Annotated in this window: 13 protein-coding genes; 10 read left to right on the top strand and 3 right to left on the bottom strand. The window is 69.1% G+C overall.

The window, feature by feature from the left end; all coding sequences use genetic code 11:
- Positions 1–39: 39 nt before the first annotated feature.
- From ACIBO2_RS22705 to ACIBO2_RS22665, 9 genes are all read left to right on the top strand, one after another.
- Positions 40–561 carry a hypothetical protein gene (locus ACIBO2_RS22705; protein ID WP_358541593.1) on the top strand — a complete coding sequence of 174 codons (522 nt, stop codon included), beginning with the start codon at positions 40–42 and terminating at the stop codon, positions 559–561.
- 250 nt (positions 562–811) lie between these two features.
- Positions 812–2,605, top strand: a complete 1,794-nt coding sequence (locus tag ACIBO2_RS22700; protein ID WP_397298907.1) for a phosphoenolpyruvate carboxykinase (GTP) — start codon at positions 812–814, stop codon at positions 2,603–2,605.
- A gap of 380 nt (positions 2,606–2,985) precedes the next feature.
- Entirely contained in the window at positions 2,986–3,936 is a 951-nt protein-coding gene (locus ACIBO2_RS22695; RefSeq protein WP_397298904.1) for a TIGR04222 domain-containing membrane protein, read from the top strand.
- Between the two features lie 106 nt (positions 3,937–4,042).
- Positions 4,043–4,951: a DUF692 family multinuclear iron-containing protein gene (locus ACIBO2_RS22690; RefSeq protein WP_397298901.1), complete on the top strand. Its 909-nt coding sequence runs from the start codon at positions 4,043–4,045 to the stop codon at positions 4,949–4,951.
- Positions 4,948–5,430 (top strand): hypothetical protein, encoded by a 483-nt coding sequence (locus ACIBO2_RS22685; RefSeq protein ID WP_358541584.1) that lies wholly within the window; start codon positions 4,948–4,950, stop codon positions 5,428–5,430. The genes ACIBO2_RS22690 and ACIBO2_RS22685 overlap by 4 nt, the downstream gene beginning before the upstream one ends.
- A 157-nt stretch (positions 5,431–5,587) precedes the next feature.
- Complete coding sequence (locus ACIBO2_RS22680; RefSeq protein ID WP_358541582.1) at positions 5,588–6,421, top strand: amidohydrolase family protein; 834 nt, start codon at positions 5,588–5,590, stop codon at positions 6,419–6,421.
- A gap of 19 nt (positions 6,422–6,440) precedes the next feature.
- On the top strand, positions 6,441–6,956 hold the full coding sequence (locus ACIBO2_RS22675) for a hypothetical protein (RefSeq protein ID WP_358541580.1): 516 nt from the start codon (positions 6,441–6,443) through the stop codon (positions 6,954–6,956).
- 82 nt (positions 6,957–7,038) lie between these two features.
- Positions 7,039–7,800 carry an isoprenyl transferase gene (locus ACIBO2_RS22670; protein WP_214639665.1) on the top strand — a complete coding sequence of 254 codons (762 nt, stop codon included), beginning with the start codon at positions 7,039–7,041 and terminating at the stop codon, positions 7,798–7,800.
- A 207-nt stretch (positions 7,801–8,007) separates the two neighbouring features.
- Positions 8,008–9,327, top strand: coding sequence for a PhoH family protein (locus tag ACIBO2_RS22665; protein ID WP_357944034.1), 1,320 nt, complete (start codon positions 8,008–8,010; stop codon positions 9,325–9,327).
- A 3-nt stretch (positions 9,328–9,330) separates the two neighbouring features.
- Here ACIBO2_RS22665 and ACIBO2_RS22660 read toward each other — a convergent pair whose 3' ends face one another.
- The 3 genes from ACIBO2_RS22660 to ACIBO2_RS22650 are packed head-to-tail and all read right to left on the bottom strand — an operon-like array spanning position 9,331 to position 11,919.
- Entirely contained in the window at positions 9,331–9,843 is a 513-nt protein-coding gene (locus ACIBO2_RS22660) for a hypothetical protein (RefSeq protein WP_358541577.1), read from the bottom strand.
- Positions 9,836–11,248 carry an ATP-binding protein gene (locus ACIBO2_RS22655; RefSeq protein ID WP_397298896.1) on the bottom strand — a complete coding sequence of 471 codons (1,413 nt, stop codon included), beginning with the start codon at positions 11,246–11,248 and terminating at the stop codon, positions 9,836–9,838. Before ACIBO2_RS22655 ends, ACIBO2_RS22660 begins: the two co-directional genes overlap by 8 nt.
- Positions 11,245–11,919, bottom strand: coding sequence for a response regulator transcription factor (locus ACIBO2_RS22650; protein WP_358448785.1), 675 nt, complete (start codon positions 11,917–11,919; stop codon positions 11,245–11,247). Before ACIBO2_RS22650 ends, ACIBO2_RS22655 begins: the two co-directional genes overlap by 4 nt.
- Before the next feature lie 353 nt (positions 11,920–12,272).
- Between ACIBO2_RS22650 and ACIBO2_RS22645 the strand changes: the two genes are divergently transcribed.
- Complete coding sequence (locus tag ACIBO2_RS22645; RefSeq protein ID WP_358541572.1) at positions 12,273–12,908, top strand: lytic transglycosylase domain-containing protein; 636 nt, start codon at positions 12,273–12,275, stop codon at positions 12,906–12,908.
- Positions 12,909–12,939: the final 31 nt, after the last annotated feature.

Here is a 12,939-nt window from a genome sequence, read left to right as displayed (position 1 = left end):
GTACGTGCTTTTTCCCCGCAACCGTGTAATTCTAATTACATGGCAAGTGATGAAGCAGCGGCCCAGATCAAGGGCTGGTTCACCGGGCGGTTGCCCGAGGAATGGTTCACCGAGGCGCCGGAGATCGTCCTGGACCGCGAGGAGATCGCGGTGCTCGGCACACTGCCGGAGCCCAGCTCCGAGGGATCGGACGTCGAGCAGGCGGCCCTGATCGAGGGGCTCATCGGGCGGTTCAGGGAAGAGACGCGCGAGCGCCGCATCGAGATCGCCAAGGAGGCCGAGCGGCGGTTCCGGCAGAAGGTGTCCTGGGGTGTCGTCTGCGGCGACACCACTGTGATGTTCACCACTCTTTCGGTGCCCGTCATGACACGCCTGCGACAGCAGGAACGCCAGGTGCTCGACACGCTCGTCGCCGCGGGCGTGGCCCGTAGCCGCAGCGACGCGCTGGCCTGGTGCGTACGACTGGTCGGAAAGCACACCGACACCTGGCTGTCCGAACTGCGAGACGCGCTGCAACACGTCGACCGAGTTCGCTCCGCCGGGCCTGACGTCAATTCCTGAGAGTACGCAGGAGAAACTCTCCGGCGAATGGACTAAACCTCTTGCGAAATTGGTTTAGACCAACTTCATTCGCCGGGCAGTGGGCGGGTCGCTTTCTTTTGAAACCGCTTCTTCGGGGTAGGCTCCCCCAATCATCGAGGCCGCAGCCTGCGGCGACGGCCGGATCCAGGCATAGGTCTATGCCAATTGGCTTTTTCGCGCCGTCGTCGTGAATGATGTTTGGGCCCTGAAGAGTGGAGGAGCCGCCGCCGTGTCCGTTTCCGTGGAAGTACCCGCCCCGACGAGCAATGCCGAATTGGTCGCCTGGGTGAACCAGATCGCCGCATTGACCCAGCCCGACCGGATCGAGTGGTGCGATGGCTCGGAGGAGGAGTGGACGCGCCTGACCAACCTGCTCGTCGAGCAGGGCACGTGCACGCGCCTGGCCAAGCGGCCCAACAGTTTCTACGCCAAGTCCGACCCGACCGACGTGGCCCGGGTCGAGGACCGCACGTTCATCTGCTCCGAGCGCGAGGAGGACGCCGGGCCGACGAACAACTGGGTCGCGCCCGCCGAGATGCGCCGGACGTTCGACAAGCTGTTCGCCGGCAGCATGCGCGGCCGGACCATGTACGTCGTGCCGTTCTGCATGGGACCGCTGGGCGGGGAGATCTCCCAGCTCGGCGTCGAGATCACCGACTCGCCGTACGTGGCCGTCTCCATGCGGGTCATGACCCGCATGGGGGAGCGGGCGCTGCGCCTGATCGAGGAGCGCGGCGAGTTCGTCAAGGCCGTCCACTCCGTCGGCGCGCCGCTGGCCGACGGCCAGGAGGACGTGCCGTGGCCGTGCAGCTCGACCAAGTACATCAGCCACTTCCCGGAGAGCCGCGAGATCTGGTCCTACGGCTCCGGCTACGGCGGCAACGCGCTGCTCGGCAAGAAGTGCTACGCCCTGCGCATCGCCAGCGTCATGGCCCGCGACGAGGGCTGGCTCGCCGAGCACATGCTCATCCTCAAGCTGACCCCGCCCTCGGGCGAGACCCGCTACATCGCGGCCGCGTTCCCGAGCGCCTGCGGCAAGACCAACCTCGCCATGCTCCAGCCGACGATCCCCGGCTGGAAGGTCGAGACGGTCGGTGACGACATCGCCTGGATGCGGTTCGGCGACGACGGCCGCCTCCACGCCATCAACCCCGAGGCCGGCTTCTTCGGCGTCGCGCCCGGCACCGGCGAGGTCACCAACGCCAACGCGGTCAAGACGCTCTGGGGCAACAGCATCTTCACCAACGTCGCGCTGACCGACGACGGGGACGTGTGGTGGGAGGGGCTCACCGCCGAGCCGCCCGCGCACCTGACCGACTGGAAGGGGCGCTCGTGGACGCCGGAGTCCGACGATCCCGCCGCCCATCCGAACGCGCGCTTCACCACCCCCGCCGCGCAGTGCCCGACCATCGCCCCCGAATGGCAGGACCCCAAGGGCGTGCCCATCTCGGCGATCCTGTTCGGCGGCCGCCGCGCCACCGCGGTGCCGCTGGTCACCGAGTCGCTGAGCTGGGAGCACGGCGTCTTCCTCGGAGCCAACGTCGCCTCCGAGAAGACCGCCGCCGCCGAGGGCAAGGTCGGTGAGCTGCGTCACGACCCGTTCGCGATGCTGCCGTTCTGCGGCTACAACATGGGCGACTACTTCGCCCACTGGCTGGAGATAGGCCGCCGCGAGAACGCCAGGCTGCCGCGCATCTACTACGTGAACTGGTTCCGCAAGAACGCCGACGGCAAGTTCATCTGGCCCGGCTTCGGCGAGAACAGCCGCGTGCTCAAGTGGATCGTGGACCGGCTCAACGGCGAGGCCGAGGCCGTGTCCAGCCCGATCGGCCTGCTGCCGGACGCGCTCGACGTCGAGGGCCTGGACCTGGCGGAAGAGGACCTGCGTACGCTGCTCACGGTCGACCGCGAGGTGTGGCGCGAGGAGGCGGCGCTGATCCCGGCCCACTTCGACAAGTTCGGCTCGCACCTGCCCAAGGAGCTGTGGGAGGAGTACAACGCCCTCCTCGACCGGCTGAGCTGACTCGTCGGCTGAGCTGATTCACCGGGTGAGCTGATTCGCCGGCACTGAACGGAACCAGCCAGGCACTGAACGGAACCAGCCAGGCACTGAACGGAACCAGCCAGGCACCGAACGGAACCAGCCAGGCACCGAACGGAACCAGCCAGGCACCGAACGGAACCAGCCGGGCACCAGCTGGCACCAACCGGCATCGACCGCGCCGGCCGTCTTCGTGACGGCCGGCGCGGTCGCGTGTCCGGGCGGTGCTGGCGAGGCTCAGGCAGGCGTCCGGTAGGCCACAGAAAGGTGTCCTGCGGGGGGGAACCTTTATGTCGGGCTTAGGCGTCAATCGGATACCCGGCATCGTCCGTCTCCCGGTCGCACCGGAGAGGAGGCCGCAAGTGGATCTGATCCCCCTGGTCCTGTCCGTGGTCTTGGCGCTGGTCATCGCGACCACCGCGGCCACGATCAAGCGCGAGCACGCCAGGGTGCGTGCCGTGAACTTCCGCGTTCATGAGCTCGGCCATTACGAGATCGCCTACCTCGCCGGCGGCCCGCGCCGGGTCGCGAACACCGCCATCGCGCTGCTGGCCAAGTCCGGCGGACTGCGCGTCTCACGCGGCGGCAACCTGCACGCGGTCGCGGGCGCCCGTGCGAGCCACCCGGTCGAGGAGGCGGTGCTGGCCGCCGTCGCCGCCGGCTCCAAGGGCGTCTCCGCGCCCGTGATCAGACGCGAGATCGGCGGCGGTGTCGCGATGGACGAGATCCGGCATCACCTGACCGGGCTCGGCCTGCTCGTTCCCGGCGAGACGCTGGTGCCGGTCCAGACGCTGCTCCGCCGCTTGCGCCTGCTGTCGTGGCTGGCCCTGGCCGGCGCGGCGCTCTCGGTGGCAGCGGTGATCTTCCTGTCGATGGGGCCGTTCACCTTCGTCGGCGGCCTCGTCTTCGCGTTCACCGGCGCCGCCGGACTGATCGCGGTGGCCAGGCACCAGCGGGCCATGCGCGACGCGCTGAGCTCGGCGGGGCACGACGAGCTGCGCCGGGCCAGGCAGGCGTGGGCGCCCATGGGATCCGCGAGCTCCGGGGGCGAGGCGTTGTCCCTGTCCGTCGCCCTGTACGGGATAGGGGAGCTGCATGACCCGAGCCTGGAGGCCGAGCTCAACGCCCACGAGGCCGACGAGGGCTCTGGCTGCGCCGCCGGGGTCTGCGGTGGCGGCAATCCGGGATCGAGCGGCGCGTTCGGCGCGGGTGGCGACTTCGGTTCCGGTGGCGACTCCGGCTTGTCGGGCTGCGGAGGCTCCTCTGGTTGCGGGGGCGGCGGTTGCGGCGGCGGGGGCTGCGGGGGCGGTTGACGTTAAGGAGCCGACGTTAAGGAGCCGACGTTAAGGAGCTTGGCGTTAGGGAGCTTGACGTTAAGGAGGCTGGTGGTGAAGGAGGCTGGTGGTGAAGGAGGCTGACGTGGGGGTTGCTCTTGGCGTGGGCATCGGCTGGCGGCGGGAGCTGGACCTGACGATCGAGCGGATGGCGGACGTCGACTTCGTGGAGGTCGTCGCCGAGAACATCACCCCGGCCCGGCTGCCCGAGTCCCTGCGCGTCCTGCGGGCCAAGGGCGTGCCGGTGATCCCGCACGGTGTGTCCCTGGGCGTCGGCGGCGCGGAGCCGCCGGACCCGGCCAGGCTCGCGCATCTGGCGGGCTGCGCGGAGGCTCTGGACTCGCCGCTGGTGAGCGAGCACCTGGCGTTCGTCAGGGGCGGCGGGCACGAGGTCGGTCACCTGCTGCCGATCCCCCGCACCCGAGAGTCGCTGGACGTGGTGACGGAGAACATCCGCCAGGCCCAGGCCGCCCTCCCGGTACCCCTGGCCCTGGAGAACGTGGCCGCCATCTTCGGCTGGCCGGGCGACGAGCTGACGGAGGCGCGGTTCCTGGCCGAGCTGGTGGCACGCACCGGCGTACAACTGCTCGTGGACGTGGCCAACCTCTACACCAGCCAGCGCAACCTCGGCCTGTCGGCGCTGGAAGCACTCGACGCGCTACCGCTGGATCACCTCGCGTACGTCCACGTGGCCGGCGGGTATGAGCACAAAGGGATTTGGCACGACACCCACACCACCGCGGCGCCCGAGCCCGTCCTGGACCTGCTGACCGAGCTGTGCGCCCGCACCACACCGCCGGGCGTGCTGCTGGAGTGGGACGACGAGTACCCCAGCGACGCGGTGCTGTCGTCGGAGCTGGCCAGAATCAGGACCACCATGGCCCGAGGCAGCGTAGTCATGGCCCGGGACGGCGCAGCCATGGTCCGGGACGGCGCCGTCATGGCCTCGGACGCGACCGTTCTGTCCCAGGACGGCGTGGGCCGTCCGCGATGAGCACGGAAGCCGCCAGGCAGCGCCTGGCCGCCGCTCAGGCGAGGCTCGTCGCGGCCCTGATCGCCGGGGGAGACGTGCCGGACGGCTTCGATCCCGAACGGCTCGGCGTCCAGGCGGGGAGCTTGATCGGCAAGCGGCGAAGCATCGTGGCCAGGCTCCGCCCCGACGCCGCGCGGGCCGCCGGAGGTGACCTGATCGCGGAGTTCGCCGCGTACGCCACTGCGCGCGAGGCGCCGCCCCCGGGCTACCGCGCGGACGCCGACGACTTCGCCGCCTGGCTGCGTGATCACGGCCGGATGCCCGAGACACCCGCCCAGTCCAGGCGCGGCTGGATGCCCGAGCTGCTCGCCAAGATCGGGCGCGGGCAGACGCACGCTCAGGCCGGGCGCGGCTGGTGGTCTCGCTTTCGAGGGCCCCGGTCGTCCCGCCGCCGCGGAATGGGGCTCACCGGTCGCCGAAGCTCGCGCCCGCGCAGCTGACGCCCCCTGAGTGGGGTCCCCAGCCACGTGGTCGGTACCGGTGCGGTGGGCGCTCGCGTGGTCGGTACCGGTGCGGTGGGCGTCCGCGTGGTCGGTGGTCGCCCGTGTGGTCGGTGGCTCTTGATCTGGGATGTCCAGACATCCTAGGTTTTGTCGGGTGATAGTGGATGCGCACCAGCATTTCTGGAATGTCGAGACCGGCTGGTACACCTGGCTGACCCCCGACCTAGGCCCCTTGCACCGCACCTACGCCCCCGAGGACCTGCGGCCGGAGCTCGCCGCCATCGGCATAGAAGCCACGGTCCTGGTGCAGGCCGCCGACTGCTACGAGGACACCGACGCCATGCTGGCCCAGGCCGAGGCGCACGACTTCATCGCCGCGGTCGTCGGCTGGGTGCCGCTGGAGCGCCCTGAGGAGGCCGCGGCGGCCATCGATCGCTACGGGAGACATCCGAAGTTTTCCGGTGTCCGCCACCTCATCCACGACGAGCCCGACCCCGACTGGGTGGTCCAAGAGCGCGTCCTGGAGTCGCTGGGACTGCTGGCCGACGCCGGTCTGACCCTCGATGTGCCGTCGCTGCTGCCGCGCCACCTCGACCACGTGGTCACCCTCGCCGAGCGGCAGCCGAATCTGAAGATCGTCATCGACCACCTGTCCAAGCCGCGGATCAAGGACCATGAGTGGGAGCCGTGGGCCGCCCAGCTCACCCGGGCCGCCGCGTGCCCCAACGTGTACGCCAAGGTCTCGGGGCTGGTCACCGAGGCGGACCACCAGGAGTGGACCGTGGAGGACCTCAGGCCGTACGTGGAGCACGCGGTGGAGGCGTTCGGGCCCGAGCGGCTGATGTACGGCAGCGACTGGCCTGTGGCCCTGCTGGCGGCCGACTACCGGACGGTCTGGGAGGTGGCGACGGCCCTGCTCGGCGGCACCGATCGAGACCAGGTATTCGGTGGTACAGCTGGGTATTTCTACGGGTTTGGCGGAGTTTGACGGGGGATACCCTCTTGACATGGGAGGACTCCGCTGTGTTGACGGCTCATACCTGACCGTCACGCCCGTCGCGTGCACGGACAGCGTCGGCATGCCCTACGAGATCACCCTGGAACTCCGCCGCGACGGCGCGCCGTACGGGATCGTCGGCGAGCGGTGCGGCTGGCTGCTGGAACGGCTGGCGCGCGGCGTCAGCCGGGCACGCGAGGCGCAGGAAAACGGCGAAGCGGGCAAATGGCCGGATCCTGATGACAGGTTCCCCGGCGACGAAGGCGGGAGCGAGCTGTTCTGGTTCCGATATCGCGCGAGGTCCGGCGCGGTGAACGGCGGGGAGCTACGCTGCCAGCTCAGGACCATCCCCATCTGGCTACCCGCACAGGGCGAGTGGCGGGTGACCCGCAGGGCTTACGTCGAAGCCTGGGGCTCCAGCGGCGTGGGGATGCGGGCGGTCCTGACATCGTCCGAGTTGGCCGCGTTCGTACACGGTCTGGTCGACGAGGCGGAGGACTGCCTGGGCGGCCGGGATTCCGGTTGAGGGGGCAGGCTGGGGTGAAACGCGGTGATAATTGCCTGTTGGGTCATTCGACCATAGGCACGGCACCGATGGGGAGGACTCCGTGGGCCTGCGCGATCTGGTCTACCGGCTGTACGAGCACCGGCTGGAGACCAAGCTGTCGAAGGACAGCGTCCCCCGGCACGTGGGGGTCATCATCGACGGCAACCGGCGCTGGGCGCGGGCCATGGGCATGCGTGATGTCGCGAGCGGTCACCGCAAGGGTGCCGACAAGATAGCCGAGCTGGTCACCTGGTGCCGCGAGACCGGCGTCGAGGTGGTCACCATCTGGATGCTGTCCAACGACAACCTCAACCGGCCGAGCGAGGAGCTGGAGCCGCTCCTGCGCATCATCGAGGACGTGACGCGGGAACTGGTGGAGGCGGGCTGGCGGATCAGCCCGGTCGGCGCGCTGGATCTGCTCCCCGACCGCACGGCGAATGTCCTCAAAAACGCAAAAGAAGTCACATCGCACCGTCCCGGCCTGATTGTGAACGTTGCAGTTGGGTATGGAGGAAGGCGTGAGATTGCCGATGCGGTGCGCTCACTCCTCCAGGAGCACGCCAGCAAGGGTGCCAGCATCGAGGACCTCGTCGAGGTACTCGATGTCGAGCACATCGCGGAGCATCTCTACACTCGCGGCCAACCCGACCCGGATCTTCTCATCCGGACCTCAGGCGAGCAACGCCTGTCGGGCTTCATGCTGTGGCAGAGCGCTCACTCAGAGTTCTACTTCCATGAGGCATATTGGCCCGACTTCCGCAGGGTGGACTTCCTGCGGGCGCTGCGCGATTACGCCGCGAGACACCGACGTTACGGTTCCTGACCGGACAACTGGGTATCCAGGACGTAACGTGATAAGTGTCCGGCCACAGGCCGGACACTCCGGAGAGGGCCCGCCTTTGCACCAACACCTGCCGCGGGGGGCCGGAATCCGGCGCCGCCGGCAGATCGTGGTCGGGGACGCGGGTCCGGTCCGGTTCCCACCTCGTCTGCAGGGTGCCCGTCTCGATGGGCGCCCGGGGGAGAACGTGTGGCAGTGTCCTCGAGCAACCCTTCGATCAACCCGGCCAAGCGCACGTACGTGCTGGACACCTCGGTCCTGCTAGCGGACCCGGCGGCCATGACCCGGTTCGCGGAGCACGACGTGGTCCTCCCGATCGTGGTCATCACCGAACTGGAGGGCAAGCGACACCACCCCGAACTCGGCTATTTCGCGAGGAAAGCTTTGCGCTACCTCGACGATCTACGAGTTCAGTACGGCCGGCTGGACGAGCCGATGCCCACGGGAGACGGCACGATCAGGGTTGAGCTCAACCACAGTGATCCATCCATCCTGCCCGTGGGGTTCCGCCTTGGCGACAATGACACCCGCATCCTGACCGTGGCGCGCTCGCTCGCCGCCGAGGGCTGCGATGTCGTGCTGGTCTCCAAGGACCTGCCCATGAGGGTCAAGGCCGCCTCGATCGGCTTGTCCGCGGAGGAATACCGCGCCGAGCTGGTGGTCGAGTCGGGCTGGACCGGGATGGCCGAGGTCCAGGTGACCACGGAGGACGTGGGAACACTCTTCGAGCACGGCACGGCGGATCTGGAGGAGGCCAGAGACCTGCCGACGCACACGGGCCTGCGGATGCTGTCGGCCAAGGGCTCGGCACTCGGCCGCGTGCTGCCGGACAAGTCGGTGCGGCTGGTGCGCGGCGACCGGGAGGTGTTCGGCCTGCACGGCCGCTCCGCGGAGCAGCGCATCGCGCTCGACCTGCTGATGGACCCGGAGATCGGGATCGTCTCGCTGGGCGGGCGCGCGGGCACCGGCAAGTCGGCGCTGGCACTGTGCGCGGGTCTGGAGGCCGTGCTGGAGCGCCGCCAGCACCGCAAGGTCGTCGTCTTCCGCCCCCTGTACGCAGTCGGCGGCCAGGAGCTCGGCTACCTGCCCGGCTCCGAGGGCGAGAAGATGGGCCCGTGGGCCCAGGCGGTCTTCGACACCCTGGGCGCGGTCAGCTCTCCCGAGGTGATCGAAGAGGTGCTCGACCGCGGCATGCTGGAGGTGCTGCCGCTCACGCACATCCGCGGCCGGTCGCTGCACGACGCGTTCGTGATCGTGGACGAGGCGCAGTCGCTGGAGCGCGGGGTGCTGCTGACCGTGCTGAGCAGGATCGGCGCCAACTCGCGGGTGGTGCTCACCCACGACATCGCCCAGCGTGACAACCTGCGGGTCGGCCGGCACGACGGCGTCGTGGCGGTGGTGGAGAAGCTGAAGGGCCACCCGCTGTTCGCGCACGTGACGCTGACCAGGTCGGAGCGCTCGCCGATCGCCGCGCTGGTGACCGAGATGCTGGAGGACATCACCCTGTAGAGGTCACTTCAGGTCGCCGCAGATGAACCGTCCCTCCGTCTTGGAGGGGCGGTCGTCCGGGTACTGGTGGATGATCTTGACCTGCTCGAACGCGGCGTCCTGCTGGGCCGTACAGACGATCTGGGCCTTGGCCAGTTTGCTGAGCGTGCCCTCGCCCCTGATGAAGACGGTCAGTGTCGAGGTGCGCGGCAGCTGGATCTCGTCGCGCTGGATGGGGTTCAGCGAGTCCTCGATGCGCTCGAAGGTGAAGCCGCGCAGGGCGGTGTCCCGGTCGCCGAGCGGCATCCCGGAGGCGTCGAACAGGGCGGTGAGCAGGCTGCTGACCGTGTCGGAGTCTACGTCGGCGGGTTCCAGCGTCAGCTTGCCGTTCTTGAGCAGGTAGATGGTCTTCGACGGCGGCGGCACCTCGATGACCGGCGGCGCGGCCCGTTCTTCGACGTCCGTGGGGGAGATGCCACAGCCGGCCACCGCGAAGAGAGCGAGGAGCGCGGCCACGAGGGCCCGACGGTCAGCCATGAGGCAGCCAGACGGTGAAGAGCGTGCCCGGCTCCTGCCGGCGCACCGAGATGGTGCCGCCGTGCAGGTGTACGTTGGCTCGCGCGATGGCCAGACCCAGACCGCTGCCCTGGCTGCGCGCCCGCCCCGCGCCGGCCTTGAAGAAGCGGTCGAACACATGGGGCATCGCCTCGACCGGGATGCCCTTGCCGTGGTCGCGTACCTTGACCTCCAGCCCGTTCTTGGTGGCCCTGGCGTTGACCACCACGGGCGGCAGTCCGTGCTTGAGCGCGTTGCCGACCAGGTTGGCCACGATGACGTCGAACCTCCTCGGGTCGAGGTTGACCGTCAGGATGCGGGAGGTGTGCACCTCCACCTGCTCGCTCCAGCCGCGTACCTCCAGGCAGTCGTGGATGGCGTCGCAGACGTTGACCGGCTCCAGGTTGAGCGTCGCCGTGCCCGCGTCGAAGCGGCTGATCTCGATGAGGTGCTCGACCAGGCCGCGCAGCCGCTCGATCTCCCGCAGCACCAGCCGTACCGCCTCCGCGGGCTCGCTGGGCAGCCGCTCGGCCTCCTCGGAGAGCATGTCGGCCACGGCGGTCATCGCGGTGAGCGGGGTGCGCAGCTCGTGCGAGACGTCGGCGACGAAGCGGCGCGACAGCGCCTCCAGCGAGCGCAGCTCCGACACGCTGAGCTCCAGCGCCGCCGCCGCGTCGTTGAACCTGGAGGTGAGCTCGGCCAGCTCGTCCTGACCGTGTACGGGCAGGCGCGTGTCCAGGCGGCCCTGACCGAGCGCCTGCGCGGCGGCGCTGAGCCGCCTGACGGGCAGCAGCACCTGCCTGGCCGACAGTAAGGCCACGACCAGGGCGATCAGCAGGATGACCGCGCCGCCCTGGGTGAGCTTGCCCCTGAGCGTGGACAGCTGGCGCTCGTCGTCGCGCAGCGGGAAGAACACGAAGGCCCGCAGGCCGGTGGCCTCGGGTCCACCGTCGGTGCTGCGGTAGACCTCGGCGCCGACGATGAGCCAGAGCTCGTCGTGGATGAGGGTGCGCTGGGTGACGACGTTCCGCTTGGCGCGGCCGTACAGCTCGTTGGGCACGTCGTTCATGTTCAGCGGGCCCTCGGCGTAGGCCAGGTTCTTGTACTCGACGACGACGCTGCGGCCGGGGCCGTTGAGGGACTGGGCGACGTTCTCCAGGTTCTTGGTGGTGGGCGGGGCCTCGCCCTGCCGGAGCGTGCCGACCGGGAAGGTGATGCGGCCCAGCTCTCTGGTCACCAGGTCGATGGAGGTGTCCTCGGCCCGTTTGATCAGCGCCGACTTGGCCAGCTCGAAGCCGATGGTGGCGACCAGGAAGGAGGCGGTGACGGCGACCAGGGTGAACGTGATGACCAGGCGCGCGCGCAGCCCGGTGGGCAGCGGGATCACGGAGGGCTGAACCGGTAACCGAACCCGCGCACGGTGTGGATGAACACCGGCTCCGCCGGTCTCGGTTCGATCTTCGCGCGTACCCGCTGTACGCAGGCGTCGACCAGGCGCGAGTCGGCCACGTGCGTGTGGTCCCAGACGGCCCGCAGCAGGTAGCGCCGGTTGAGCACCTGGCCGGGATGCCGTACGAGCTCCAGCAGCAGCCGCAGCTCGGTCGGCGTCAGGTGGATCTCCTTGCTGGCGAGCGTGACCTTCAGCGCGCCCCGGTCGATCATGAGGTCGCCGAAGGAGATCCGGTCGGAGGCGGCGGACTCGGCCCGGCGCAGGATGGCGCGGATGCGGGCGTCCAGGACCCGGGGTTCGACCGGTTTGACCACGTAGTCGTCGGCGCCCGCCTCCAGCCCGACCACCACGTCCAGGTCGTCGCCGCGCGCGGTGAGCAGGATGACCGGGAGCTGGTCGAGTCGGCGGATGCGCCGGCACACCTCGACCCCGTCCATGCCGGGCAGCATGACGTCGAGGATCGCGATCTCGGGGCGGCGGGACCGGACGTGGTCGAGGGCTTCCTCGCCGGTCGCGTACGACGTGACGGAGTGCCCCTGCCTGGTCAGCGCCAGCTCTAGAGCCGTGCGGACGGAGGGGTCGTCTTCGACGAGGAGGATGCCAGCCACGCGGACATTATTCTTCCCAGCTGCGACTATCTGCGTTCTGTCATGAAACTGTGACATGGCGCGCACAAGACCCAAAACAACGCCAGGCACGCTAGAAGCGGCCCTCCCTTCGGTGACGGGCGCCCGAAGGGCGGGCCGGATGATGTGATGAAAATCACACCGCTGGTAAATCTGGGCGCCAACCAGCCTGTTAGTAAATGTGGCGCCAATCGGATATCCCGTTTCGGTTGCGGACCACCCCCCATGACAGGGCAAGCTCATGGGTCGTGAGCCCTGGTCCGCAGTTGAGTGAGCGCCCCGCGCCGGAAACCCCCCGCTCGGCACGTCGACCGGCCCGTTCGTCCTCGCGGACAGTGAAGCGCGTGGTGGTCATCGGGTTGTCCGTCGTGGTCGTCTGTGGCGGCGGTGCCTTCGTCGCCTACCGAGCGATCCAGAACGCCAACACGCCGCCCACGCCCATCTCGGCGGAAGACTTCGGCCGGATCGCCAGCGGCGACCTCTACGCGCCCGACCCCGACAGCGACGCGCTCAAGGAGGCGGGGGTCAAGGCCTACCAGGCGCGCAAGCTCAAGGAGAGCCGCAAGGGCGGCAAGCCCGACGACCTCGACTGGATCGTGGTCAAGAAGAAGTCACCGGGCGGCGACGGGTTCCCGCCGGCCAACTTCCCGCCGGGCAGCAACCCCTCGCCGGGCAGCAACAAGGCCGTCGCCAAGCAGATGCTGTCCGGGGCTGGCTTCGGTGCCGACCAGTGGGGCTGCCTGGAGTCGCTCTGGCAGAAGGAGAGCGGCTGGAACGAGCGGGCCATGAACCGCTACTCCGGCGCCTACGGCATCCCGCAGTCCCTGCCCGGCAGCAAGATGGCCAGCGCGGGCGGCGACTGGCAGACCAACGCGGCCACGCAGATCAAGTGGGGGCTCGGCTACATCAAGGGCCGCTACGGCACGCCCTGCGCCGCCTGGGGGCACTCGCAGGCCAGCGGATGGTATTAACGAACCATCTTTTCTTCTGCAATCGGCAAGC

This window comes from Nonomuraea sp. NPDC050022 (assembly GCF_044460705.1).
Classification (GTDB): domain Bacteria; phylum Actinomycetota; class Actinomycetes; order Streptosporangiales; family Streptosporangiaceae; genus Nonomuraea.
This window is presented reverse-complemented; position numbering and strand designations above follow the sequence as displayed.